The following is a 24732-nucleotide window of genomic DNA, read 5'->3' on the forward strand; positions in this document are numbered from 1 at the left end:
TATTGTAAAGCCGGGCCTTTTGGCCCGGTACAGGAGAGCGATGACCTTTTTTGGTAGTTTTATAGCTTCTTGCCGGAGACCCGTCTTCCGTGCCGGTGACCCTTCCCCACACGGGATTCGTCGCTTCCGGCCGCGTGCCGTCCTGCCGATGCCAATCCGCTCTCGACAACACAAAAAAGAGGATCCGTCTTTCGACGGATCCTCCCTATCTTCCCTGCCGGAAACGCATCCCGGATCAGGGCTTGCACTCGCCGGGGGTAATGCCCCAATATTTACGAAACACCTTGGTGAAGTAGCTCACGTCGCGGTAGCCGACCACGTTCGCCGCGTCATATACTTTGGCTCCGGACAGAAGGACGGCCTTGGCCCGCTCCATCTTGCGCTCCAGCACATATTGCGAGAACGGCTTGCCGGTCTCCTGCTTGAACAGCCGGCTGAGGTACGAGGAGTTGACGTACAGCCGGTCGGCCGCCGTGTGCAGCGTAATTTCCTTATCCATCTCCTCGTCCACCATCGTCAGAATCGCCTTGACGATCTGATGGCTCGACGACTTGCGCTGGTTCCGGTTATGTGCCGCGATTTGCCGGACCATGCGCTGCAGCCAGGCATAGATCTGCTCCTTGGTCGCGAGCTGCTGCAGCTGCAGGAATGTACCCGCCTCCTCCCCGGCCACCTCGCGAATCGGCCAGCCCCCCCGCTGCACGATTCCGAGCAGGATCGAGCTTAAGTAGAGCAGATGATCATAGGCGGCCTCCATCGTCTTGGCCTGCGCCATGCCGCTGTTCCACAGCTCGTCCAGCGCTTCCATCGCCCTGGCTTCCTCACCCGTCTCGAGCGCAATCTCCAGCTGCTTCTCCAGATTCGGCTGGGAGACCGGCCTCTCCTCCTCGCCCGTTTCCTCGCGATACGGGATGGCCAGGTTATGCCCGTAGACGACCCGGTCTTGGAGAGCGCGCATTGCCTGCTGATACAGGCGGCCAACCTCTTCCGGTCCTCCAAGGGAGCCGCAGATCCCCGCGCTGGCCGTCAGCTTGAGGCATTCCCGGATTTGCGACAGCAGACGGTCGACGGTTACATGCAGCCGGAGCAGGCCCTCGTTCGGCTCTTCCTCTTCGTACCCCCAGCAGAGCAGGGCGGTCATGCCCTCGTCGGTCCCGCTCACCCAGCAGGAGTCGCCCTCCAGCAGCTCCTGGGCGAGCAGCTGCAGGGAATAGCGGAGGAGCCCCGCATCGTTCGGGCCGAAGCGCGTCTCCGCTTCTCCGATCGGATCCATATCCAGCACCGCGACAGCGAACCGCTGCCCTTCGCGCACCGGCAGCTGAAGCTCGGCGCTTTTAGCGACAATTTGGGACAGATCGAACTGCCCCGTCAGCCAGCGGCGGAGAAAGTCGTTACGGAGGCCCGGCAGATGCTGCTCCCACCTCACCTGCATCGCCAGCCGGTCTCTCCGTTCGTCCAGTTCACGCCTCAGCTGGTCGGCGGCGTCCACCACCGCCTGCAGAATTTCCGTGTCTCCTGCCGGCTTAAGCAAGTATCGGTAGATGCCCATCTCGAGTGCGCTCTGCGCGTATTCAAAATTGTCGTGGCCCGACAGAATGATCATCTTCACATTTCGGTCGAGGCCCGACACATGTCTGGCCAGAGCAAGCCCGTCCATCTCCGGAATTTGAATGTCCAGGAGCAGCAGGTCGGGCTTTTTGCGCTGGAACAGCTGCACCGCCTCCGAGCCTGTCGCCGCAAGGCCCACCACTTCGATCCCGTGCTCCTCCCATGGAATATTGTTGGCCAGGCTGTTACGCAGCCTGTGCTCATCCTCTACGATCAGCAAGTTCATGATGCCGTATCCTCCTCTATCACCCGCACGTCACCGGGCTGCTCGAACCGGAATTCGTTCACGCAGCGGTCAAGCGGCAGCCGGACGGTAACCGTCGTGCCGCTCCCCTCCGTGCTCTCGAGCAGCAGCTCGGCGTTCGTCCCGTAAAACATCAGCATGCGCGACAGAACGTTGCGCATGCCGTACAGATCCTTGATCTCCTCCTCCATGAACGACAGCCTCTTAGTGCCGTTCCCTCGGAGCCGCGCCAGCTCGCGGCGGATATGGGCGAGACGGTCCTCCGGGATGCCCGAGCCGTTGTCCCGGACCGTCAGCTGCAGATAGCCGCCGGCTATCTCCGCACCGATCCGGAGCCGGCCGTCGCTCTGCTTGTTCTCCAGGCCGTGCAGAATCGCATTCTCCACGAGCGGCTGGAGAAGCAGCTTAAGAACCGGTACCCCCTTCGCATCGTCCGCGATCGAGTAGGACGCCTCAAAGCTGTCCAGAAACCTCAGCTGCTGGACGCGGACGTAATACTGCAGATGCGACACCGTCTCCTCGACTGTGAACGCATCTCTTCCCTTGTTCAGGCTGAGCCGGAAAAACCGCGACAGGTTCAGCACCATCTCGCTGATCTCGTCTGCCTCGTAGTTTTTGGCTGTCCAGTAGATGGAATCGAGCGTGTTGTACAGAAAATGGGGATTGATCTGCGATTGCAGAAACTTCAGCTCGGTTTGGGCCAGCCGGAGCTGCTGCTCGTAAAAGCCCTCGATCAAATGCTTCTGCTCTTCCGCCATCTGGTTGAAGGCGTTCATCAGGTAGCCGAACTCGTCCTTGCGTGTCGATTCTAGCCGGACGCCGAAGAATCCCCCGCCCAGCCTCTTCATCGCATAGGACAGCTTCTGAAGAGGAGAGGCAATATTGCTATAGACGGTCCAGGAGATCCACAGCGCGAGCAGGACGCTCACGGCGATAATGATGTACGTATAATTGCGCATCCGGTCCGTTTCGCCATACAGCTCAGCCTTGGGCTGGACCATCCTGAGCGACCATTTGTACTCCTTGGAGTCGACCTGAATCGTCATGCGGTCGTCCGGCTCAGCTCCGGCCGCAGGCGCTTCGTCCTTGGAAGCGGCGGTGCCGGCGACCTGCCGGCCATCCTGCATCACCAGCTCGATGCTCGCCTGCTCGGAGGGAAGGAGCGAACGAATTAGCGACTTGAGCTTCGCCTGGTTCATCGTCAGGATGAGGACGTCATCCCCCCGCTCGCGATTGTACAGGTCCATCGGACGAACGAGCGAGACGCCGTCCGCGCCGACCAGCTCGCCGAACGTCTCGCCGACCTTGACGGGATCCCCGGGGAGCTTGTACACCAATCCGGTGCCCGCCTGCTTGGCCGCCCGCTTCAGCCAGTCCCGCAGCTCGGGCTGCGGCACGTTGCGGCCCCCGTATCCGGTGGAGACGAGCATCCCCGACTTGGCGTGGTAGATCGAGATTTGGGAAAACATGTGGTTGATGGAGGCAACATTGGCCAGCTGCCTCAGCACCTCGGAGAAGTTGACGACCGCCTGCGGGGTGAGCTCCTTGTCTGACTCGCTTAGCAGCCGGATCAGGTTGCTGTCCGTCGCGATCATCGTCGACGTCTCCTCCGCGTTCTGCAAGATGAGGTCGATGTAATCCATTGAGGAAGCGAGCGCTCCCTTGGTCCGGTCGGTTGTCTGTTCGAGAAGCACCTGCTGGGAGCGGACGTTCGCAAACAGGCTCACCACGACAAGAGGCAGCAGGATGAGCAAAAAATAACAGGTTAAGCGGAGCTGGATGTTGCCGGTAAAGCGGCCGGTCAGCCATCGGATCAGTCTAGCCATCGTCTATGTCCCTCATTTGTCCGCCTTCCGGTACCATTCGTTGACTTCCTTCGTTATTTGGTCTCCGCCCTCGGCCTTCCATCGCTCGACATACGTATCGAATGCAGTGATCGGGACGGCGCCAACGACAATCTTGGTGAACACGTCCTGAAGCGCTAGGAGCTTTGCATTGTACCGGCTCATGGACGGGGTTGGCAATCCCTGGAACGCGTCGGTGATCAGGTTGGCGTCGATCCGCTGGGTGTTCTCGTACAGGTGGAACCGCTCACCCAGCGAATCCAGCCGCTCGCGGCTCATCTCCGGCTCCTCCAGGTCCATCAGCGCGGAGTACATGCCCCGGTACAGCTGGCGGTCATGCTCCTCAAAATTCGTGACCATCTTGCCGTCAACCCGCTTCCAGATCTCGTTCTCGAAGCCTAGCTTAACCGTCCGGTGTCCTTCTCCCGCGAGGAAGTTAAGCAGGCGCACCACCTGCTCCCCCCGCCTGCTCGACGCTGGCACCACCTGGAAGGCGCGGGCAAGCGGCACGCTGTAGACGCCCTTCTCTCCCCGGGGGCCGACCGGAAATTCGAGCGGAATCCATTCCGCCTTGGGGTCGAGCTTGCGGTTCTCCTCGATCGGTCCCCGCGTGTCGAACCAGGCGGCGGAGAACAATCCCGCCTTGCCGGAGACAATCTTCTCTTCCATATACTTCTTCTTGTTGAGCGGGAATTCGGGATCTAGCAGCTTCTCCCGGTACAACCGGTTCATGAACTGCAGCGCCTCCCGCATCTCGGGCAGGATATTGGCATAAACCAGCTTGCCGTCCCGCTCGACCCACTGGTTGAGCTGAACGCCGAACGCGCCGAAGAACGGAGCGGACCGGCCCAAATTCTCTGTCATAACGAGGCCGACCGTATCCTGCTTGCCATTGCCGTCCGGATCGTCCTGAGCAAAGGCTCGGATTACCTGGTAATACTCGTCCAGCGTCCGAGGGGGTTTCAGGCCGAGCCGGTCCAGCCAATCCTTGCGGGCGTACATCAGCTCGATCCCTTTGATCTCGTTCATGCTGGGAATGGCGTAAATTTTGCCGTCGTACGTGACGCTTTCCCAGGCCTCTTTCGGAATTTTCTTCTTCAGATCGGGTCCGAACTTGTCGATCAACTCGTCCAAAGGCAAAAGCGCGTTCTGCCGGGCATAGTTAGCGACCCAGGCGTCGTCGAAGGCGCTGATCATATCCGGAGTGTTGCCCGAGCTCATGATCATGTTCAGCTTCTCGCCATACCCCTCCAGAGGAGGGAGAATGACCTTGACGTCAAGTCCCGCTCCCTTCTCTATATAATCCAGATACGGATTATTATTCTCGTCCAGTCCGTTAGGAAAGGTTAAGCCCAAGCTGTTGATCAGAATGGTCACCGTGTCGGTCTTGCCGGCGGCGGTGCCCGCATCGCCCGAAGGAGAGGAGGGCGCCGGCGAGAGGCATCCGGCGGAGAGGAAGGCGGCCGCGGCCGAGACGGCCGCCCAGGCCGTCCTGTTTCTAACGTTCATTCTCGTACTTCCTTTCCGCGAATAGCGAAGCCATTCCAAGAAAACGGTTACAGTCATACAGATGAATAAAGTTTATCAAATTTTGCAGAAAAATTGAATATCCAGCCGGCGCTAATCCAGGGAGATTCCGTTAACATACCGCCTCGGTAGACTCTGCCTCCCCCCCTCCCCTGCCCTCCCGCACGTCCCGTACTCTTCTCTAGCCATCTGTCCGCTCATCCCTTATGATGGGGACAAGACAACAACGGAGCGGCGTAGGCCGCGAGGCAAGAAGGGAGCTGAAGGAGATGGAACCGCTTTACGAGCGGCCGGAACGTCGGCCGCGGCCCTCCCGGGCACGCCTGATCTGGCTGATGGGGACCGCTGTCGTCCTTGCGGCGGCGGCTTATGCAGCCGGAATGGGGGAGAAATGGGGGCTCCGCCCGAAGGTAACCCCCGACAGCCCTGGGACGACAGCTGCCATCTCGGCACCGGCGCGTCCGGAGCCGGAGGCGTTCCATATGGCGGATCTGGACAACGGCTGGATGCTGTATCCCGATCGGCTGCTGATAACCGGAGACGGCGGTGAGACCTGGCTGGAGGCGCCGGCGGGAGTGGAACCATCCGCCTCCCCCTCTGCCGACGAACAGCCGGTCATCGTTCAGCCCGTCCTGACGACGGCAGCGGCGGATGGCAAAACCTATCCGGTCAAGCAGTCCCAGTTTGTGACGCCGAAGCTCGGCTGGGCGCTGGTGGGAGACGCCGCGGAGCTGCCTCAGCCTATTCTGGTAACGGCGGACGGCGGAGCCACCTGGCACAGCCGTTTCACGCCTGAGCTGCGTGAGGCAATGCAGCAGGAAAAGCGGCGATTGGAATTAACGGCTATGGAACGGGCTCTGTATGCATCGCCGGACGCCGCCCTGCGGATGATGGAAGCGTCCTGGTCGCTGCTGCCGGCCGCAGCGTCTCCCGGCGACGTCGTACTCATTCGCAGCCGGGAGAGCGGCGAGCTGCAGTGGCAGGGCAGGACGTACAAGCTGCAGCCTTACGGAGACGGCTTCTTCACCTATCTGCCGGTCCCCATGCAGACAAAGCCGGGCCGATATCCGGTTGGAGACGCCGAGCTGACTATCAAAGCCAAGACGTTCGATACCCAGCATCTCCAGGTTACCAAGCAAATGGAGAGCATGAAGCAGGATACTCAGCGGATCCAGGCCGACCAGAAGCGGATCGACCAGGCTCGCAGCGTGTCCCGTCCCGAGTTTGTACCCGGGTCCGCTCCGTTCGTACAGCCGATCGAGGGAATTCTGACGACCCCGTTCGGCCATACGCGGTACGTCAACGGCAAGTACGACAGCTCGCACATGGCGATCGATCTCGCCGCCAAGGAGGGAACGCCGATCCAGGCGACCAACGACGGAGTCGTCGCACTGGCCGATTCGCTGTACTTGACCGGCAATACGATCTATCTTGACCATGGCATGGGCCTGTTCTCCCAGTACGCCCATCTGTCGGAGCTGCGCGTGAAGACCGGAGATTCCGTCAAACGGGGCGACATCATCGGTCTAGTCGGGACGACCGGCTTCTCGACCGGCCCCCACCTCCACTTTGCCTTCTGGGCCCACAACATTCCGGTGAACCCAAATTTATTTTTTCAGACGACGCCGTTTCATTGGGGTACACCGGCAGCCCCGACCAAGACCGAATAGCAGAGGGTCCATAAGACATCAAAAAAGCCGCTGTTCATTAACGAACAGCGGCTTTTTGATGCACCCGAACGGCTGCCTATTGCTTGCTGAACCAGTAGACCTCGTCCAGCGGGAACGAGCCGTTCCGGTACTTCTCCGCCCCGGATTCGAACAGGATGCCGAGCTGCTTGTCGCGCGCGACGATTCCTTCCGTCATCGGAGGCACGATGATCGCTTCCTTCTTATTCTTGCCGTCAAACATGTGAACCGGCACCTGAACCGAGCCGATGGTCACCTCCGTAAACGGCTTGTCCTTCAGCGGGTTGGGATAGGTGATGAGCAGGCTGTCGTTCGACCGCCCTCCGGACTGGCTGAGCACGAACTCGCCCTGGAACAGCTCCATTCCCTGGATCTTGTCCGGCGTCGACAGAATCACGTCGGGGATGAGCTTGCCGTCCGACCCTTTCTGCTGGGTCTGGGCGATCGAATCCGTGGCCGAGTCCAGCTTGTAGCCGGCCGCCCACGCCTTGTTCGTCTTATTCTCGGAGTTCTTGAGGTAATGGGTCTCGCTGGTCGGATAATCCGTTCCGTCCGCATATTCTCCTACCCACAGAATGCCATCGGCATAGACGACATAAGACGCCTTGGCTTCGGTCGGGAAGATGTTCTTGAAGACGAGCTTGCCCCCGTCCTGCGCTTTCTCGAGATCGGCCAGGTCGATTTGGTACACCTTGCTGTCCGAGCCGACCCACAGATGCTTGCCGCTTACTGTCACGCCCCCGGCATGTCCGGTATAAGGGGTGGAATCGGTACTGTAGAGCTTAAGAGTTTTTATGAGCTTGCCCGTGTTCAGATCCGTCACCGACACCAGGCTGGGCTGTTTATCGTCGCGGTAGTACGAAATGATCAGCCAATTCTTCTCCTTCAGGTAGGTCATCCCCTGCGGAATGATCCCTTGCTGCAGGCCGGGTACGAGCGGACCCGCTTCCGAAGCGGCGAAGAATTTTTTGTAAGTCGAAGGGACGATATACTCCTTCGTAATCACTTTCTCCTGCGTAAAGTCCCCGACCGTTACCTTCTCGTACGTCTTGGGCGTTGCAGAAGGCGATGGGGCGGCAGATGCAGGCGGCTGGACGGAAGGCGCGGTTTGCGCGGTTTTGCTTCCGTCTGTGTTGGAGCAGGCTGCCAGCACGGATACCGCCAGCAATCCCGTTAAAACTTTTGCTTTCAAAACGACTTCACTCCTTGGGTCATGAATAACTAGGCTGTAAAAATTACCATTCATTATCCCCCGCCCAGCTTCCCCCGTCAATACCGGCGCCCCAATCGTTCTCCGGCACACCCGGGAAGGATCAGCTGCAGACGAGCTTTTCCACGGCTCGGCATCCATAAGGCGGCTGGCAAGCCGGGGCGTGGGAACGTCGGTCCCCTACCACCGGCTTGCTTGTGCCGCAGCGTGCTTGCGCGCCGATCGGGCTTCCGTGCCTCCGCGCTAGCCTGAGCCGTCGCCCGAGCTTCCGTTCCTCTGCTTAGCCCGAGCCGTCGCCTGAGCTTCCGCGAGCGCTGTTAGCCTAAGCCGCCGTCAAGCTCCCCGCCGTTCTGTAAACCGGCGCTCCCGGCTTGCCGCCCTCGGCTCACGCCGGTTCGAGCCTTGCCGCTACTCGTTCCGCTTGGAGGAGCGAGCCAGGTGAACGGCGTACTGGAGCGGCCGGCGGATCGATTTGCGATAGATATCGTCGTCCCCCGACTTGAGGAACGTATCGTGCGCCGGCTTCGGATTCACCTCGATCAGCCAGACATCGCCGTTCACGTCGACCCCGAGATCAAGCCCGAACTCCAACATCGAGCCGAACTTGCTCTCGATCACCCGTACGATCTCATGGCCGAGCGCCTCGCATTCCTCCCGGATCTCGGCGGCCTTCGACCGGCCGAACCTCTCGGTCATGAAAGAATCGAAGTTATACACCTTGCCGCCGTTGTTGAAGATCTGATTGCTTGTAGGGCTGTTCTTGCCCCCCGCTCTTAAGGCGAGACCGGTAACGTCCCATTTGCCCTGTCCGGTCTTCTGGATGAGCAGGCGTACATCGGACACGCGGTCCGGGATCAGAGCGAGATCGAGACCCTGCTGCGCCATGAAATGGCAGCCGCGGATGCTCTGGCTGTTCACCCACCGGTCCAGCCAGCGGATGACGTCCCCCTGGGTAGAGAACCGGTGAACCGTCACCGTCTTCATGCTGCGCGTCCGTGCCGCGATCCGGTAGCCTTCGCTCTCCCGGGACACCCGTACGACTCCGCTGCCTCCCGTTCCGTTGCCCGGCTTGACGTACACAATCGGGAATTCCCCGATCAGCGAGCGGAACGCTTCGGGCGAATACGTCTTCGTCTTGGGAATCCACTTTTTGAGGCTCGGCTCGGAAGCGAACAGCTCCATCGCCTTCCATTTCCTCGTAAATTTATGGCTCGTATAGGGAAAATACGGCTTGCGCCTCATCTCCGTAAATCCCGGCGACCATTTCCGGCACCGGTCGATGACCACATCCGGCCAGGGAAACAGCTTGGGCTCGAAGCCTCCCCCTTTGACGGGGACGAAGCCGCGGATCAGCTTTTTCTTCGGCATCACATCGTTGTGGGCAAACAAAAATACGGTTATCCCTAGGTCCTGGCCTTCTTTGACGAAATCGCGGAACAGTCTTGGCTCGTTGAACCGGTTCCCGTTGCGATAGGTCAGGATGCCGACGACCGGCTGGTTCTTCATTGAGGCAACTTCCCTTCCATTCCGACATAGGCTACATCCTATTCATCCGGAAGGAAGGCGGTGCCGGTCCGTTCTTCTTAGGCGAGGCTGGGCCATTCGCTTCGCCCCAACCGCACGGAAATTGACCGGTAGAGGGCCATACCGCGCAGCGTGCCGCGCCTTCGGCTGGTTCGGCGCCCCACCTGCTGCCATTACGGCGCTACAAACGCTCGATGACCTGGCGAGCGACCCAGACGCCCGCGGCCCCCGCCTGGGCAAGCCCGCGCGTAATGCCGGCGCCGTCTCCTCCGCAGTACAGGCCCGCAATCTCCGTCTCGAACGACTCGGTCAGCTTGGGCCGGGCGGAATAGAACTTGGCCTCCACGCCGTAGAACAGCGTATGCTCCGAAGCGATGCCGGGCGTCACGTGATCCAGCGCTTCCACCATCTCTATGAGACTCTTCATCGTGTTGTAAGGAAGCACCAGGCCGAGATCGCCCGGGACAGCTTCCTTCAGCGTCGGCTCCAGGAAGCCTTCCTTGATCCGCGCTGGCGTGGACCGGCGTCCCCGCTGGATGTCTCCGTACTTCTGCACAATAACGCCCCCGCTCGACAGATCGTTCGCCCGCTTGCACAGCTCTCGCGCGTACTCGTTCGGCTTGTCGAACGGCTCGGTGAATTTGTGAGAGACGAGCAGAGCGAAATTCGTGTTGCTGGAGCCGAGCGCTGGGTCTTTGTACGAGTGTCCGTTCGCCGCCATGACGCCGCTGTGATTCTCGACCACCACGTGCCCGGACGGATTGCTGCAGAACGTCCTTACCCGGGTGCCGACCGACGTATTGAAGATGAATTTGCCCTCGTACAGATGCTCGTTGATCTCACGCATGACCACATCGGACGTCTCGACGCGGACTCCCACGTCCACCTGGTTGTTGTACATCTTGAGCCGGCGCTTCTTGAGGATGCCGGTCAGCCAGGCCGACCCGTCCCGTCCCGGGGCGATCAGCACCTGCCTGCTCTCGTACCGGTCTCCATTTTTCATTTCGATTCCCGTCACCCGGTGGCGGTCGCCCTCCTTGACCGTGACGATGTCGGCGACCTCCGCCTTGAACTGCATGTCAACCCGACTCTTCAAATATTCATAAATCGACTTCAAAATCTCCAGATTCTGCTCGGTCCCGAGATGGCGGACCTGGGCGCGCAGAAGCTTGAGCCCCGCCGCGTAGCCGCGCTGCTCGATCGAGCGGATGGCCTCGGTGGTAGGGTCAGTGATGGCCGGCGTCGCGCCATGAGCCAGATTAATTCCGTCGACATACCGGATCAGCTCCAGCACCCGGGACGGCGAAAGGTAGTCGGTCATCCATCCACCGAATTCGGTTGTAATGTTGAACTTGCCGTCGCTGTAGGCGCCGGCGCCTCCGAAGCCCGCCGTAATCGAGCATGCCGGCAGGCAGCCGGCGAATTCCTTCTTGCCCGCCGCGGGCGGACAGAGCTTGATCTTCTCCTCCAGAATCGGGCAAGAGCGCCGATAGATGTCGTGCCCCTTATCCACGAGCAGCACGCGCGCCCCCGGACGCTTGACCGTCATTTCGTATGCTGCGAAGATCCCGGCCGGACCGGCCCCCACTATAATCAAATCGTAATTCGCATTCATTCTCTATTCCTCCCGTTTGCCTCGTCTGCTGAACCCCGGCCGTGCTCAAGCGGACCGAAAGGCCCGCAGCACAACAAAAAATCCCAACTGATCTCAGGGTACGCTCAGGTACCCGGTCGTAGTTAGGATTCACGGCTCCTTGTAGAAACCCTCAAGCCTTGTCTATTGAGGATATACGATACGGCGGATCTTGCGGATTCAGTTGTCCCGTTGGCCTTGTCAGGCCTCCGCGTAGCCCTTTCGGCTTGCAGGTTCATCTTACCCGAATAGCAAGCGTCTGTCAACAGACTAACGTTCGTCTTTTTCTGTTGTTATTGTCGATTGTTGCAAATTAACAACATTAAATTTCGGATTTTCCATACACTTTGTTATCTTAAATCACGAACGTTCGGTTTTTGTGGAGTTTGATTGTTCCTCTGTTCGGCGGAACTTCTCTTGCATTCCCCTGTTCCATCATAATCCTTAACCTCTTCATGAAAGCGCTTTTCCAACGTCCCGCAGTTTGCTATAATGAAACCACTTTTTTTCTTCCATATCCTTCCACGCAAAGGAGTACCTTCATGCTTGCCAATCTTACGCGCCGCGCAGCCCGCCTGCTCGGTCCCACCCGAATCTATGCGGGTTGGGCCGTTCTGGCCTTCTGGCTCGTCGTTCTGACGGAGCTGCTGAGCCGAAGCTCCTGGACGGAAACCGCCGCCTGGTCGGTGCAGCGGCTGCCGGCCCTGCTCGTCAATACGCTGCTCGTCTATTCCTTGCTTCTGCTGCTTGCCGCCGTCCTGGGCCGGCTGCGCCCCGCCTACTGGGCGCTTTCCCTTCTGCTGGCCGCCCTGTCGCTCATCAGCGGCATCAAGCTGAAGATGCTCGGCGTCCCGCTCCTTCCCTGGGATTTCGTGCTGACGGGCGAGACCAAGGAGCTGCTTCCTTATATCCGCAATATTTTCTCGCTTCATACCGTCTCGGCCTTGCTGTTGTTTCTCGCCGGCAGCTTCGCTCTCCTCTCCCGGGCTCCGTACCGGCCGAGCCGGCTCGGCATGCGGACACGCGCCGTCCTGCTGGCCGTCTCGGGCGTTGCAATTCTTGGACTGTATTCGGGTCAGCCGACTGGACTGCGGACCGCACTTCATCTCCAGCCGCTCTCCGACAACCAAGCGTCTCACGTCCGGACGAACGGCCTCGCCTTTGCCACGCTTTTGAATACGCATGTCCTGATTGATGGCCCCGGGGCGGCGGTCGATCCCGGACGGATCAGCGCTCTTCTCGAAGATGCGGCACGTCCTGCCGCCGCGGCCGCAGCCGATCGGCCGCGTCCCAATATCGTGGTCGTGCTCAGCGAGTCGTTCTGGGATCCGACCCTGCTGCCGAGCGTACGCTTCAGCCAGGATCCGATTCCGTTCTTCCACTCCCTGTTGGCGTCCGGAACCGGCGGCTGGATGCTCTCTCCTCAATTCGGAGGCGGAACCGCTAATGTGGAATTCGAGGTGCTCACCGGCCATTCGATGAGGTTCCTGCCCCAAGGCTCGATCGCCTACAACCAGTACATTGGCCGGGGGGTGGACTCGCTCGCCAGCATCCTTCACCGGCAGGGCTATTCGACTGCCGCCATCAGCCCGTTTCACAACTGGTACTTCAACAGCCGCAAGGTATACGAGTACCTGGGCTTCTCCAAATTTATCAGCATGGAGTTCTTCAAGCCGGTCTACGAAGGTCCGTATCTGGCGGACCGTGAGGTCGCGAACCTCATTATCGGAGAAACGGCCAAGACGCCGGGACCGGATTTTGTGTTCGCCAACACGATGGAAAACCACTTCCATTACTTTCCGGGCAAATTTGAGAAGAACTCCTTCAAAGCCGAAGGGCCCATCACGGCTTCCTCGCGCGGTCAGCTGGAGACGTACGCCGAGGGAGCGGCAGCTGCGGATCGTATGCTAAGGCAGCTTGTCGACTACTACAGCGCCCTTGACGAGCCAACGATTGTCGTCTTTTTCGGCGACCATCTGCCGTTCCTCGGAGACGATTATGCCGTTTACCGGGACGCCGGTTACCTGGCCAAGAACGATTCCGACGAGCTGAACAAAATGTTCCGAGTGCCGGTCGTCGTCTGGAACAATTACCTGCACAGCCCGAAGGAAGAGCTGAATTTCAGCCCCTCTTTCCTCGGCCCTTACGTGCTGAAGCTGGCCGGCCTGCCCGGCAGCTCCTATACCGACTTCCTCGGCCGGCTGGCGGCCAAGGTGCCTGTCATTCCGCCCAAAGACTATTATGAGAGCATGGGCATCGCCGAGAACGAGCTGAAGGACTACGAGGCGCTGCAGAACGACAGTCTGTTCGGCAGCCAAATCGCGATGGGGGATCTCAAGGACCGGATCATGGATCCCAACTATACGCTCGGCTTCGGTCCTCTGTCGATCGAGAAGGCGGAGCGGGCATCCGCCGACTCCGGCAGCGAAGGAACAGTGCTCCGGGTGGAAGGAACAAACCTGCCGCCCCTTGGCGTCGTCTTTGTGAACGGCAAGCCGCAGGACACAAAGTGGGAAAACGAACGCGCGGTGCTCGTTACCTTGTCCAAAGAGGTCGCCAAGAGTCCCTCCTGGGAGGTGCAGATCCGTCTGGCGGACAGCAAGGAGACGGTCATCGCCGAGTCGAACGTCTGGACGGCGCGTCCCGCTATGGTACAATAGACGGCATTACGCCCGAAAGGATGCCTCCCCGCCATGACGACAACTTATGTCATCAGCTTCCTGTGTGTCGCGCTCATTTGCGGCCTGACCATCTACGTCACCAAGCTCGCCTACTCCCGCAAATGGGAGGACGAGGACTAAGCAAAGCCGTCTTTCTGACGGGAATGCGCTTCGCTGCGGCGAGGCGCTTTTTCTTGTGCTGACACAGCCGGAAACATAGCCCGGAGTCCTCTTTTGAAACAAATATTTACACCTGGACAAAAACGTTGAAATATTATTTCATGCGAGTATAATGAAGGTGTTGAAACCGAATACATTCTTTCCATTTTGGAGGCGACCTATGACGCAGAATCTGCAAACCCGGTCGTACGTTCCCGGCGACGAGCGGCAGCTTGTCGACTTGTGGAACCGCTGTCTTGTTCAGGATCCGCTTACCCCTGTCCGTTTTCGCAACCTCGTCCTGCTCGACGCCAACTTCGATCCCGAAGGGCTGCGGATCGCCCTGGACGGGGAGCGGATCGTCGGCTGTGTCTATGCGGTCCGGCGCCTGCTTCCTATGGCCGGCACCGATCTGGAGCCGGATAACGGCTGGATCCCTTTCTTCTTCGTGGACTCGTCTTACCGTCGCCGCGGCATCGGCACCCGGCTGATGGACGAAGCCGTCGCGTTCCTCGCCGCCCAGAACCGCAAAAAAATCTTCTTCGCTTCGTACGCGCCCAACTACATAGTCCCCGGCCTTGATGAAGGCGCTTACCCCGAAGGGATGCCCTTCCTCGAGCGAGCCGGCTTCACACGGCTTTACTCGCCGGTCGCCATGGACTATTCGCTGGTCGGGTACCGAATGCCCGAAGACGTACAAGAGCTGAAGAAGCTGCGCGAGCAGGAGGGCTACCGCTTCCGCCAGGCCGAAGACGGGGACCTGCCGGGTCTGATCCGCTTCGCGAACGAAACGTTCAATCCGGATTGGGGACGGGCCATTCGTGAGGGCGTCCTGCAGGGCATTCCGCTCAGCCGGATTTTCCTTGCATTCGACGGCGGCACGCTCGTCGGCTTTTGCCTGCACGGAGGCTATGAGATGGTGCCCGAGCGGTTCGGCCCGTTCGGCGTGGACCCTGGCCAGCAGGGCAAGGGACTCGGCAAGATCCTTCTGCACGACTGCCTGCACGCGATGCGCGCACAAGGCCTGCACGGAGCCTGGTTCCTGTGGACCGGAGAAACGACACCCGCCGGCTATCTGTATAAAAAAACCGGCTTTGCCGTCACCCGCACGTTCCGGGTCATGGCGAAGACGCTCAAAGGAGACTGATGAGCATGAGCGAAGAGAAGAAGCAGCATATTTTGGCCATCGGCGCCCACGCGGGCGACCTGGATCTGACCGCCGGAGCCGTCATCGCCAAGTACACCCAAGAGGGCCACAAAGCGACCTTCCTGCACCTGACCCCCGGAGAGAAGGGCCATCCGCGGCTCTCTCCCGAAGAATACCGCAAGCAAAAGATCGAGGAAGCCCACCGGTTCGCCGATATCGTCGGGGCGGACGTCCGGTTCCTGAATTACAGCGATGCGGATCTTCCGGTCGACGAGAAGGTGAAGTACGAGGTTGCCGACGTCATCCGTGAGGTGAAGCCGGACATTATCATCACCCACTGGCGCGAGAGCATGCACAAGGACCACGCTAACTGCCACCTGATCGTGCAGGACGCCCATTTCTATGCGGCCCTCAAAACGATTGAGAGGGAGCTGCCGGCCCACTTTGCCCGCAAGCTCTACTATGCGGACAACTGGGAAGACCCGTATGACTTCGATCCCGAAGTGTTCATCGACATTCCCGAGGAAGCGTACGAGCTGTGGGTAAAGGCGATGCACGAGTATGCCTATGCCCGCGGAGAAACGTCAGGTTTTCCGTTCATTGAGTATTACAAGGCACTGACGATCGTGCGCGGCGCTCCGGTCGGCTTCAAGCGGGCACAGGCGTTCATGGTGCCGCGCGGCGGCCTGCGCAAGCGCCAGCAATGGCTGGAATAGACGGCGGAAGCCGGCTTCCTCTCAGGCGGACGAGCCGTCCCGGGCCAGCCGTAAGGACGAAGCCGTCCTCCTAAGTGGAGCATATTCTGTGAACCGCTTCTTCGCTATCGCGAAGGAGCGGTTTTTTTGTTAGTTTCAAACGACAGGGTTGTGGGTAAAGGGAACGGAACACAACTTCCAGATTTATCCTGTCCTGTTCTCAGCTCTCCCGCATGTCCGGGAGCCAAGGCGGGGAAGGACGAAAGGAGACTTATGTCCATCCAACCGACGCTCGCCTGTGCCGGCTGCGGCACCGCCGCCGGGCATCCGCTCGAGATCCGCAGCAGGCATTGCTCCGCTCCCGTATCATCGGAAGCCGAGGGCTGCAAGGCTTGCCGGCCCGGGAGACGAAACCGGCTGTGGAACGAGCTGCTGGAGCTTGCGCCGGTGTGCTCTTTCCTCCTCTTCGCGATCGGAGGCCTGATCGTCTGGATGGAGGGCGGCACCTGGGTCTCGCTGCTCCGCTCGCTCGTTTGGAGCCTCCCGTGGACGGGGCTTGTCTTCCTGCTCTCCGCTTCCGTCTCCCGAGCGTCCTTATGTTCACGAGGGCGGCTTAGTCGGTATCCTGCTTAGTGCTTGCCTCATGTTCATCGCGTCGCTTAATCTGGTCCTCGACTTCGATACGATCGAGCGGATGGCTGGACCGGGTACACCCCGGTATATGGAGTGGTACGGCGCTTTCGCTCTACTTGTAACCCTCGTTTGGCTCTATCTGGAGATTCTGCATCTGCTCGCGCGCCTCATGGCCCACAAACGGAAGTGAAGCCTCCCGTGCCAGCCGCATCCTCCCGGCGGGCACGCATACCAAAGACGAGGCTGTCCCGGTCGTCAGCGTTGACGACCAGGGACAGCCCCGCTTCATGTTCGCTCCTATTGATCATCCCGCACCAGCCTTCCGGCGCAGCCGGCCGGCTTCGGAAGGCAGCCGCTGCCGGTTCGCTGCCGTCTACCGCGCTTTCTCTGCCTCCATCCGGTCAAGCCAGTCGAGGAAATGCGCGCGGACCAGCGTCTCTTTTTCGAGGAACGCATGGTGGCCTGCCTTGTCGAGGACGGCATACGAAGCATGCGGAAACTGGTCCAGCAGCCGGGCCGCATCCGAATAGCCCACGATCTGGTCCTGCCGGCCACAGACGATCCCGACCGGCACGTCCAATTGTTCAGGCCCTCGCTCCTGCTCCTCCGGCAGCCAATAACCGCCCGTCCGCTTGAGGCCGGTCAGGAAGCGGGCATCGGCCATGTCCTGCGCCGGGAAGATGCACGCCCGAAACCGCTCCAGCAGCTCAAGCGTCGGCGTCACCGTTTTGCCGGCGAACCGTCTCGCCTCGTCCGGCGTCATCGCCGCAAGCAGCTCCTCGCCGGGCGGATCGGGCCGAAGCTCGGGCAGATTCGTCCTCTGCCGGCCGACGACCGGACAGAGGAAGAACAGCCCGGCGAGCGCCACCCCCCGCAAGCCTGCGATGCCCCGCAGCAGATAGCCGCCGAACGAATACCCGGTCAGCGCCGCCCGCTCCCCCGGTGCCCGTTCGTCCAGAAATGCAAGGAGCGCGTCGACGATCTCCGCACTGTTCGTGAACCCCGCCGCAGGCGTCTCGCCCATCCCCGGCAGGTCCACGTACAGCCGTCTCCAGCCTGGCCGCCCCTCGAACACGGGCTCCAATAGCCGCTCCATGCTTCGGTGATCGTAGCCGGTGCCGTGCAGCACCAGCAGAGGTTTCCCCTCTCCAACCTCCTTGTAAGACAGCCTCTTCCCGTTTCCGTGCCACTCCTTCATCCGTCATCCCCCATCCTGTTCTGTTGAACCTTCTGTTCGCGGCCGCTTGGCTCGTCCCGGAGGCGGCTCAGCCAGGCGGATGAGCTACGTCCCCCTGCCCCGGACGGCGGCGGAATTTAACCGTTGACGCGCCGCTCCCGATTGACTAAAGTAGCAGGAGAATCCGAAACAAGCGTTCCTATTCCCTCGCCCCCGGCGATTCGAACCAAGGAGAGCCATCCGTCATGAAACGTATCCGTATTCCGTTAGGCCAGTATGCACGGCTCCTGAGCCGCTATCTCAAACCGCAGCGCGGCAGCATCGTCATGCTGACCATCCTGCTGTTCTCCTCCATCGGACTGCAGCTCGTCAATCCGCAAATCATCCGCTACTTTCTCGATACCGCCCAGGCCCCCGGACCCGGCGACGACGGAGGACAGGCTCTGCTCTGCGCGGCCGCCCTGTTCATCGGCGTCTCCCTGCTGCTGCAGGTGCTGTCCGTAGCCGCCACCTATTACGGGGAGAATATCGGCTGGATCGCCACCAATCAGCTGAGAAGCGACGTTGCGTCCCACTGTCTCAAGCTCGACCTGTCGTTTCACAAATCGCATACATCCGGAGCGATCATTGAGCGGGTCGACGGCGACATTAACTCGCTTGCCAATTTCTTCAGCAACTTCGTCATTACGCTGCTCGGCAATCTGCTGCTCATCATCGGCATTCTGGTCCTCCTGTTCCGGGAGAACTGGATTCTTGGCGCAGGCATGCTCGTCTTCGTCGTAGCCGCCATCTGGATCATCCAATATATCCGCAAATATGCGTCGCCCTACTGGGGCAGACTGCGTCAGGTTTCCTCCGAATTTTTCGGTTTCCTCGGCGAGCATCTCGAAGGCACGGAGGATACACGAGCCAACGGCGCAACCGGCTATGTCATGCACCGCTTTCACTCGATTCTGAGAGGCTGGCTGCCGGTTCGTGTCCGCGCGTTCTTCGGCTGGGCATCGATGTGGTCGACCACCATCGCCATCTTCGCGATCGGCAATGCCATCGCCTTCGCGCTAAGCGCTTATTTGTGGAACCGAGGCGCCGCTACAATCGGTACGGTCTACATGATCTTCTATTATACCGAATTGATGGCCAAGCCGATTGAGAAAATCCGAACCCAAATGGAGGATCTGCAAAAAGCCGACGCCAGCATCGTCCGCATCCGCGAGCTGCTGGATACCCGCTCCGCCATTCAGGACGGCCCCGGCACCCCGCTGTCGGGCGGCCCGCTGGGCGTCGAGCTCGAGCAAGTGTCCTTCGGCTACGAAGAGGGCCAGTCAACACTGCGAGAGCTGGACTTTCGCATCGAGCCGGGCATGACTGTCGGCCTGCTCGGCCGGACGGGCAGCGGCAAATCGACGCTCGCCCGGCTCCTGCTGCGGTTCTACGATCCGCAGGCGGGCACGGTGCGCCTCGGCGGCGTCCCGGCACGGGAAACGGCCGTCGCCGAGCTGAGAAGCAAGGTCGGGCTCGTGACGCAGACGATCGAGCTCTTCCAGGCGACGGTGCGCGACAACCTGACCTTCTTCGACCGGGACATCCCCGACAGCCACATCGCCCAAGTGCTGGAGGAGCTCGGCATGGGAGACTGGCTGCGCTCGCTTCCCGACGGGCTGGACACCCGGATCGAATCGGGGGGCGGCGGCTTGTCGGCAGGCGAAGCCCAGCTCCTCTCGTTCGCCCGCGTGTTCCTCGCCGATCCCGGGCTCGTCATTCTCGACGAGGCGTCGTCCCGCCTCGATCCGGCGACCGAACGGACGATGGAGAAGGCGATCGACAAGCTGCTGGACGGGAGAACCTGCATCATCATCGCCCACCGGCTCACGACCGTACAGAGAGCCGACCGCATCCTCATTCTCGAAGACGGCCGCCTGATCGAATACGGGGACCGCAAGAAGCTGGCGGCGGATCCGGACTCCCGCTTTGCCCGCATGCTGACAGCCGGAATGGAGGAATTGCTCGCATGAAATCATCCACTTTCTTTTGGCGGCTCATCCGCAATCAGCCGTGGCGCTACACGCTGAACGTGCTTGCCTGGTCGCTCATCTATCTCGCGCCCGTCCTTCCCGGTCTAGTCACCAAGGAGTTCTTCGACGTCCTGACGGGCGATTCCGCCTACGGCTGGACGGTCTGGTCGGTCATCGCGCTCGTCCTCGTGGCGGCGGCGGTCCGGATCGCCTTCATCTTCTTCGGCTTTTACACGGATGTCGGCTACCGGTTCCGAGTCGGCTCCCTGCTGCGCCGAAACCTGCTGAGTCATGTCCTCAAGGAGCCGGGGGCACGGGCGATCCCAGGCTCGCCGGGAGAGGCCATCTCGACGTTCCGGGACGACGTGGACCATGTGGAGGAGGCCGTCTCCTGGTCGGTCGACGCGTTCGGCATGGTCCTGTTCGCAGGCGTATCGTTCTTCATCCTGATGGGGATCGACGTTCGAATGACGCTGTACGTCTTCCTGCCGCTCGTCCTGGTCGTCGGCATCGCCCAGCTCTCCACTACGCTGCTGCAGCGGTTCCGGGCCGCGAGCCGCGAGGCGACGAGTCAGGTCACCGGGGCGATCAGCGAGATGTTCTCCTCGGTCCAGGCGATCCAGGTCGCCGGCGCGGAAGACCGCGTCATCGCCCGGTTCCGGGAGCTGAACGACAACCGGCGCCGTACCATGCTGAAGGACAAGCTGTTCACCCAGGGGCTGGACTCCGTCTTCTCGAACGCCGTCAACATAGGCACCGGTCTGATCCTGCTTCTGGCGGCGCGGGCGATGCGCGAAGGCGGCTTTACGGTCGGCGATTTTGCCCTGTTCGTCTATTACCTGACCTTCGTAACCCAATTCATCCAGAACTTCGGCAAATTTCTGACGAACTATAAGCAGTCCAGCGTTTCCAAGGACCGTCTGCTGCAGCTGCTGCAGGACGCACCGCCCGAAACGCTCACCGCCGAGCATCCTCTTTACCTGAGCGGGGAGCTGCCCGCCCCGGCGCAGCCGGATCGGAACGAGACCGACCGGCTGGAGCTGCTGGAAGCGGACGGCCTGACCTACCGCTACCCCGAAACCGGCAGAGGCATCGAGAACATAACGCTTCGGCTGCCGCGCGGCTCGTTCACCGTCGTAACCGGCCGGATCGGTTCTGGCAAGACCACCCTTGTCCGCACGCTTCTCGGCCTGCTGCCGATGGAAAGCGGCCGCATCCGGTGGAACGGAGAGCCGGTGGCCGATCCGGCCGGCTTCTTCGTCCCTCCGCACAGCGCGTACACGCCCCAGGTGCCGCGCCTTTACAGCGATACGCTCAGGCAGAACATCCTGCTCGGGCGCGCGGACGGACCGGAGGCACTCGAGAGCGCGGTCCGCGCGGCGGTCATGGAACGTGACGTTGCCGGACTGCCGAGCGGCTTCGAGACGATGATCGGTCCCCGCGGTGTCAAGCTGTCGGGGGGCCAGGCGCAGCGGACCGCCGCCGCGCGGATGTTCATCCGCGACGCAGAGCTTCTCGTCTTCGACGACCTGTCAAGCGCGCTTGACGTCGTCACCGAGCAGACGTTATGGACGCGTCTTTTCGAGGAGCGCCGGGCCACCTGCTTGGTCATCACGCACCGCAAAGCCGTACTCCAGCAGGCGGACCATATCGTCCTCTTGAAGGACGGCCGCATCGAGGCCGAAGGCAAGCTGGACGAGCTGCTTGCGGCAAGCGACGAGATGAGGCGGCTGTGGAGCCGCGGCCTGACCTAGCGTCCGCCGCGGAAGTTTGCCTCCCGGCAGCTCTTTGGCAGCTTGTCATCATTTTGAAACTCTTTTTTTGATTCATGCGCATAAAATGAGAGTAAGAACCTAGTAAGGCCTTATAGCAAAGGAGCCAACGCGCATGAAAAAATGGAGCATCACCCTTGTCCTGCTCGCCCTCGTCATCATCGGTATCGCTATTCCCGCAGGAGCTAAGGATGAAACCAACGCCTATACCCCCGTCCCGAAGAGCCAGAATACACAAGCCGCTTACATATCCGATTTGTATGGCAAGGACGGCAAGCTATATGCAGTCAAGGATGAGATTGAATGGCTGGAAGGCGAGGACGCCAACCGCCTGTTCCGCGAAGAATATCCGGACGCCGGGTTCGACACGGCGCCAGACGGCTACATGATCGTCAACAAGGAAGAGAAGCAGGAGGCCGTCCAAGTGTCTCCGAACGCCGAAGTGCTGATGCAGGCGTACAGCAAAACCGGCGATCCCGCCGACCTGGATATCCAGTGGAACGAGCCGGTTACGCTGGATACGTTCCAGAGCTTGCTGGAGAGCCCGCAGGGCGAGCTGCTCAAGGAATACCCGTATCACCTCACGATCGAGGACGGCATCGTCACCAAGATTGTCCAGCAGTACATTCCCTAACCGGTTCTCTAGCCAAACACAAAGCCCCCTTTGGACAAAGGGGGCTTTGTTATGTCGAACGTTCAGTAACGTTCATGGTTCGGTTATCGGATGTCCCGGCTGGTTCTTCCCATTGCTCCAGCAAGCGCGGGAGCCGCAGCATCATCGTCATGCCGGCTTCCCTTTCTGTTCCAGTTCCTTCTGGCGAAGGGCTGTCCATGTCTCCTTAGACAGCCGGTAATAGCAATACGGCTCGCCGTTTCGTTCGATCTCATGCTGATAGAGGAAACCGCAGTTAACAATCACATGGTTCGAGGGCACATTCCGGACGAGGGCGACCGCGATCAGCTCCTCCACCGTCGTCCGCTCGAACAAGTAGCGGACAAGCGCCCGCGCCGCCTCCGTCGTATAGCCTTTGCCTCTATGGTCTCTGGAGATCGCATAGGCAATTTCCCGGTTAGGGGCAGGCATTCCATCCAATATGCCGGTACAGCACCAGCCGATGAACCGTCCGGTCGCTTTCTCGATAATTCCCAGCCGCAGGCGCAGCTCCCCGATCTCTCCGCCTTGCTCCACCGCCTGCAGGAACTGCTTGTTTCCCGGGAGCTCGTAATCGCGCATCCAATGCTCCCGCTTCTCTCTAGAGACTTTCCAGTCCGGCAAAAATTCATAGATTTCGGGCTGCCAAGTGAGGGCATGCAGGTCGTCCAGATCCTCCAAGCGGTATTCGCGCAGCAATATGTTGCTTCCTTCTATCTCAAACATCGTAGTTCTCTTCCCTTCCTTTCAGGTCCGCTATCGGTTCTTCCCCACCAGACTACCAGCTCCGGCCGGCAATGGCACGCGACAATATTGCTATGATCAAAAAATCCGGTCCCGCCGGCCGAGCTCATAGCGCCGGGCCTGATTCTCGCTACTCACCCATCCCATCCCCGGCTGATACACCGCTTTCCGCCCCAGTGGCCGGTTTGGCTCCTCTTTTTGTCCCATCTGCCTGACAGTTGCCCTGCTTTCCGCCCCATCGGCCGGAAAGTATGGTATGCTAGGTGGAAGCACTTGCGTCCACCCGCCCCTATTTCTATGGCGAAGGAGGCCTACCATGAGCAGCGATTTTCTTAAGATCAAATCCCTTGAGGGCGAATATAAGCTGTATCACAAAAAAAACGACGTCGGCATCACCGTGACGACCAAGGAACTGGTCTATCAGCGGCCCCATCTGACGTATCATATCCGTTTGGAGGACATCATCACCATTGTGCCCTATGTCCCCGGGCCCGGCAGGCGTCCTTTCGTCCTCACAAACGAGAGAGCGGACGGGACCGTCCGGACGCCATTCGCCGGAAGCTCCGATGCCTACCGGCTGTATGTGAAGGAAGCCTCCGTCCATAACCGGAGCGGAATCTTCCATGCTGCTGGCATCGATTTTGTCCTGCCCTTGCACCCGGACCTGCTGAGTGCCGTCACGCAGTATGCCGGGCTTAGCCCGGCAGCGGGTGATGCCCTGGCTTAGCGGAACGGACAGCGGGCGGCGATTCAAGCCGGCCACAAAGAGCCCGGTTGAGCCAAGAGAGCGCCTTTCCCGTGCGGGAAGGCGCTCTCTTGTTTGTGTTTTCGCCAAGCGGTTGTGGCTGCCTCACTTACTTGGACAAATACCGAAAGAGAGCCAGCACAAGCGAACCGACGACACTGAGGACGAGACAGGTTACGATCGGAAAATAAAAGCGGACGTTTTCCTTCTCGACCGAGATGTCGCCAGGAAGCCGGCCGAGCGGCAGAAACCGTCCGCCGAGCTGCCACAGCAGCCCCAACACGATCAGGACCGCGCCGCCAAAAACCAGGAACTTCGCTACCGGGTTCATTCCGTCCCTCCTTTCCACCGTATTTCCAGATTCCGTTTCTCGTATCTTGCCCGCCCCTCGCTCGTCCATGCAGGAACGGGCAAATACCTCCCGCCCTTGTCCGGCGGGTGGCAGGCCGATATACTGAAAGAACCGGACCGGCGGAATCCCAAGTCCGCCCGTCCTCTAATGCTACCATCCCGCCTCCTCCGGGTTTCGCCCGGCAGAGATCGCATGAAAGAAGGAATGATTCATGTTTCAGACTGTCCTCTATGAAGGAACACCCGCCGAGCAGTACGAGCTGCTGATCCGCCAATTGGAGGGCCTGCTCGCCGGTGAGACGAACCGGATCGCCAATCTGGCCAACGCCTCCTCTCTGCTCGGCCAGTTTCTGCAGAATATTAACTGGGTCGGGTTCTACCTAGCCGAACCGGACGGCCTCGTGCTCGGCCCGTTCCAAGGTCTGCCTGCCTGCGTCCGAATCCCGCTGGGCAAAGGGGTTTGCGGGACCGCGGCCTCCCGCCGGGAGACGATCCGCGTCGAGGATGTGCACCAGTTCCCCGGCCACATCGCCTGCGATGCCGCCTCTCGTTCGGAGATCGTCATTCCGCTCGTGAAGGACGGTGAGCTGCTCGGCGTGCTGGATATCGACAGCCCGCTCGAGGCCCGGTTCAACGAAGAGGACCAGAAGGGACTGGAGCGCTTCGCAGACCGGCTGACCGCTCTGCTGTAAACGTCCGGCCGAATG

Annotated in this window: 19 protein-coding genes, 1 pseudogene and 1 riboswitch; of the genes and pseudogenes, 11 read left to right on the plus strand and 9 right to left on the minus strand. The window is 60.4% G+C overall.

Going from position 1 to position 24732, the window contains the following annotated elements; translation table 11 throughout:
- Positions 1 to 235: 235 nt before the first annotated feature.
- The 3 genes from KJS47_RS04705 to KJS47_RS04715 are packed head-to-tail and all read right to left on the minus strand — an operon-like array spanning position 236 to position 5205.
- Positions 236 to 1834: a response regulator transcription factor gene (locus tag KJS47_RS04705; protein WP_213523218.1), complete on the minus strand. Its 1599-nt coding sequence runs from the start codon at positions 1832 to 1834 to the stop codon at positions 236 to 238.
- Complete coding sequence (locus KJS47_RS04710) at positions 1831 to 3678, minus strand: cache domain-containing sensor histidine kinase (protein ID WP_213523220.1); 1848 nt, start codon at positions 3676 to 3678, stop codon at positions 1831 to 1833. Before KJS47_RS04710 ends, KJS47_RS04705 begins: the two co-directional genes overlap by 4 nt.
- Positions 3679 to 3690: 12 nt before the next feature.
- Positions 3691 to 5205 carry an extracellular solute-binding protein gene (locus KJS47_RS04715; protein WP_213523222.1) on the minus strand — a complete coding sequence of 505 codons (1515 nt, stop codon included), beginning with the start codon at positions 5203 to 5205 and terminating at the stop codon, positions 3691 to 3693.
- A gap of 287 nt (positions 5206 to 5492) precedes the next feature.
- On the opposite strand from KJS47_RS04715, the gene KJS47_RS04720 reads away from it, so the two are divergent.
- Positions 5493 to 6893, plus strand: a complete 1401-nt coding sequence (locus tag KJS47_RS04720) for a M23 family metallopeptidase (protein WP_213523224.1) — start codon at positions 5493 to 5495, stop codon at positions 6891 to 6893.
- A gap of 76 nt (positions 6894 to 6969) precedes the next feature.
- On the opposite strand, the gene KJS47_RS04725 is transcribed toward KJS47_RS04720, so the two are convergent.
- From KJS47_RS04725 to KJS47_RS04735, 3 genes are all read right to left on the minus strand, one after another.
- The gene (locus tag KJS47_RS04725; RefSeq protein ID WP_213523226.1) at positions 6970 to 8103 is read right to left on the minus strand and encodes a PQQ-binding-like beta-propeller repeat protein; all 1134 of its coding nucleotides are present in this window, start codon (positions 8101 to 8103) and stop codon (positions 6970 to 6972) included.
- Positions 8104 to 8529: 426 nt separating this feature from the next.
- Entirely contained in the window at positions 8530 to 9627 is a 1098-nt protein-coding gene (locus KJS47_RS04730; protein ID WP_213523228.1) for a YheC/YheD family endospore coat-associated protein, read from the minus strand.
- Between the two features lie 199 nt (positions 9628 to 9826).
- Positions 9827 to 11260 carry an NAD(P)/FAD-dependent oxidoreductase gene (locus KJS47_RS04735; protein ID WP_213523230.1) on the minus strand — a complete coding sequence of 478 codons (1434 nt, stop codon included), beginning with the start codon at positions 11258 to 11260 and terminating at the stop codon, positions 9827 to 9829.
- Positions 11261 to 11359: 99 nt separating this feature from the next.
- A riboswitch (purine riboswitch) is annotated at positions 11360 to 11459 on the minus strand.
- 361 nt (positions 11460 to 11820) lie between these two features.
- Between KJS47_RS04735 and KJS47_RS04740 the strand changes: the two genes are divergently transcribed.
- The 5 genes and pseudogenes from KJS47_RS04740 to KJS47_RS04760 all read left to right on the plus strand — a co-directional run.
- Entirely contained in the window at positions 11821 to 13938 is a 2118-nt protein-coding gene (locus tag KJS47_RS04740) for an LTA synthase family protein (RefSeq protein ID WP_213523232.1), read from the plus strand.
- Between the two features lie 340 nt (positions 13939 to 14278).
- Positions 14279 to 15244, plus strand: coding sequence for a GNAT family N-acetyltransferase (locus KJS47_RS04745; RefSeq protein ID WP_213523234.1), 966 nt, complete (start codon positions 14279 to 14281; stop codon positions 15242 to 15244).
- A 5-nt stretch (positions 15245 to 15249) separates the two neighbouring features.
- Positions 15250 to 15960, plus strand: a complete 711-nt coding sequence (locus KJS47_RS04750; protein WP_213523236.1) for a PIG-L deacetylase family protein — start codon at positions 15250 to 15252, stop codon at positions 15958 to 15960.
- A gap of 252 nt (positions 15961 to 16212) precedes the next feature.
- The gene (locus KJS47_RS04755; RefSeq protein WP_213523238.1) at positions 16213 to 16572 is read left to right on the plus strand and encodes a hypothetical protein; all 360 of its coding nucleotides are present in this window, start codon (positions 16213 to 16215) and stop codon (positions 16570 to 16572) included.
- Positions 16532 to 16762, plus strand: a pseudogene (locus KJS47_RS04760) (Bax inhibitor-1/YccA family membrane protein); the annotation flags it as partial. The gene KJS47_RS04755 and the pseudogene KJS47_RS04760, both read left to right, overlap by 41 nt.
- 183 nt (positions 16763 to 16945) lie before the next feature.
- Here KJS47_RS04760 and KJS47_RS04765 read toward each other — a convergent pair.
- Positions 16946 to 17770: an alpha/beta fold hydrolase gene (locus KJS47_RS04765; protein ID WP_213523242.1), complete on the minus strand. Its 825-nt coding sequence runs from the start codon at positions 17768 to 17770 to the stop codon at positions 16946 to 16948.
- A 224-nt stretch (positions 17771 to 17994) separates the two neighbouring features.
- On the opposite strand from KJS47_RS04765, the gene KJS47_RS04770 reads away from it, so the two are divergent.
- The 3 genes from KJS47_RS04770 to KJS47_RS04780 all read left to right on the plus strand — a co-directional run bounded on the left by KJS47_RS04770 (position 17995) and on the right by KJS47_RS04780 (position 22167).
- Positions 17995 to 19761, plus strand: coding sequence for an ABC transporter ATP-binding protein (locus tag KJS47_RS04770; protein ID WP_213523244.1), 1767 nt, complete (start codon positions 17995 to 17997; stop codon positions 19759 to 19761).
- Entirely contained in the window at positions 19758 to 21515 is a 1758-nt protein-coding gene (locus tag KJS47_RS04775; RefSeq protein WP_213523245.1) for an ABC transporter ATP-binding protein, read from the plus strand. Before KJS47_RS04770 ends, KJS47_RS04775 begins: the two co-directional genes overlap by 4 nt.
- 133 nt (positions 21516 to 21648) lie before the next feature.
- On the plus strand, positions 21649 to 22167 hold the full coding sequence (locus KJS47_RS04780; protein WP_213523247.1) for a hypothetical protein: 519 nt from the start codon (positions 21649 to 21651) through the stop codon (positions 22165 to 22167).
- A 147-nt stretch (positions 22168 to 22314) separates the two neighbouring features.
- Here the strand turns inward: KJS47_RS04780 and KJS47_RS04785 are convergent, their stop codons facing one another.
- Complete coding sequence (locus KJS47_RS04785) at positions 22315 to 22911, minus strand: GNAT family N-acetyltransferase (protein ID WP_213523249.1); 597 nt, start codon at positions 22909 to 22911, stop codon at positions 22315 to 22317.
- Between the two features lie 334 nt (positions 22912 to 23245).
- On the opposite strand from KJS47_RS04785, the gene KJS47_RS04790 reads away from it, so the two are divergent.
- Entirely contained in the window at positions 23246 to 23656 is a 411-nt protein-coding gene (locus KJS47_RS04790; protein WP_213523251.1) for a hypothetical protein, read from the plus strand.
- Positions 23657 to 23783: 127 nt separating this feature from the next.
- On the opposite strand, the gene KJS47_RS04795 is transcribed toward KJS47_RS04790, so the two are convergent.
- On the minus strand, positions 23784 to 24005 hold the full coding sequence (locus tag KJS47_RS04795) for a DUF2905 domain-containing protein (RefSeq protein ID WP_213523253.1): 222 nt from the start codon (positions 24003 to 24005) through the stop codon (positions 23784 to 23786).
- Between the two features lie 232 nt (positions 24006 to 24237).
- Here KJS47_RS04795 and KJS47_RS04800 point away from each other — a divergent pair, with 232 nt between their 5' ends.
- A complete protein-coding gene (locus tag KJS47_RS04800) occupies positions 24238 to 24717 on the plus strand; it encodes a GAF domain-containing protein (RefSeq protein WP_213523255.1) in 480 nt (159 codons plus the stop codon).
- Positions 24718 to 24732: the final 15 nt, after the last annotated feature.

This window comes from Paenibacillus sp. J31TS4, assembly GCF_018403265.1.
In the GTDB taxonomy this organism is placed as follows: domain Bacteria; phylum Bacillota; class Bacilli; order Paenibacillales; family NBRC-103111; genus J31TS4.

What these genes read in the sequence shown, in the direction of transcription:
- KJS47_RS04775 (WP_213523245.1), top strand. Translation starts at nt 19,758, where the DNA reads ATGAAATCATCCACTTTCTTTTGGCGGCTCATCCGCAATCAGCCGTGG.
- KJS47_RS04755 (WP_213523238.1), top strand. Translation starts at nt 16,213, where the DNA reads ATGTCCATCCAACCGACGCTCGCCTGTGCCGGCTGCGGCACCGCCGCC.
- KJS47_RS04730 (WP_213523228.1), bottom strand. Translation starts at nt 9,627, where the DNA reads ATGAAGAACCAGCCGGTCGTCGGCATCCTGACCTATCGCAACGGGAAC.
- KJS47_RS04705 (WP_213523218.1), bottom strand. Translation starts at nt 1,834, where the DNA reads ATGAACTTGCTGATCGTAGAGGATGAGCACAGGCTGCGTAACAGCCTG.
- KJS47_RS04740 (WP_213523232.1), top strand. Translation starts at nt 11,821, where the DNA reads ATGCTTGCCAATCTTACGCGCCGCGCAGCCCGCCTGCTCGGTCCCACC.
- KJS47_RS04715 (WP_213523222.1), bottom strand. Translation starts at nt 5,205, where the DNA reads ATGAACGTTAGAAACAGGACGGCCTGGGCGGCCGTCTCGGCCGCGGCC.
- KJS47_RS04780 (WP_213523247.1), top strand. Translation starts at nt 21,649, where the DNA reads ATGAAAAAATGGAGCATCACCCTTGTCCTGCTCGCCCTCGTCATCATC.
- KJS47_RS04765 (WP_213523242.1), bottom strand. Translation starts at nt 17,770, where the DNA reads ATGAAGGAGTGGCACGGAAACGGGAAGAGGCTGTCTTACAAGGAGGTT.
- KJS47_RS04795 (WP_213523253.1), bottom strand. Translation starts at nt 24,005, where the DNA reads ATGAACCCGGTAGCGAAGTTCCTGGTTTTTGGCGGCGCGGTCCTGATC.
- KJS47_RS04785 (WP_213523249.1), bottom strand. Translation starts at nt 22,911, where the DNA reads ATGTTTGAGATAGAAGGAAGCAACATATTGCTGCGCGAATACCGCTTG.
- KJS47_RS04745 (WP_213523234.1), top strand. Translation starts at nt 14,279, where the DNA reads ATGACGCAGAATCTGCAAACCCGGTCGTACGTTCCCGGCGACGAGCGG.
- KJS47_RS04770 (WP_213523244.1), top strand. Translation starts at nt 17,995, where the DNA reads ATGAAACGTATCCGTATTCCGTTAGGCCAGTATGCACGGCTCCTGAGC.
- KJS47_RS04710 (WP_213523220.1), bottom strand. Translation starts at nt 3,678, where the DNA reads ATGGCTAGACTGATCCGATGGCTGACCGGCCGCTTTACCGGCAACATC.
- KJS47_RS04735 (WP_213523230.1), bottom strand. Translation starts at nt 11,260, where the DNA reads ATGAATGCGAATTACGATTTGATTATAGTGGGGGCCGGTCCGGCCGGG.
- KJS47_RS04750 (WP_213523236.1), top strand. Translation starts at nt 15,250, where the DNA reads ATGAGCGAAGAGAAGAAGCAGCATATTTTGGCCATCGGCGCCCACGCG.
- KJS47_RS04800 (WP_213523255.1), top strand. Translation starts at nt 24,238, where the DNA reads ATGTTTCAGACTGTCCTCTATGAAGGAACACCCGCCGAGCAGTACGAG.
- KJS47_RS04790 (WP_213523251.1), top strand. Translation starts at nt 23,246, where the DNA reads ATGAGCAGCGATTTTCTTAAGATCAAATCCCTTGAGGGCGAATATAAG.
- KJS47_RS04720 (WP_213523224.1), top strand. Translation starts at nt 5,493, where the DNA reads ATGGAACCGCTTTACGAGCGGCCGGAACGTCGGCCGCGGCCCTCCCGG.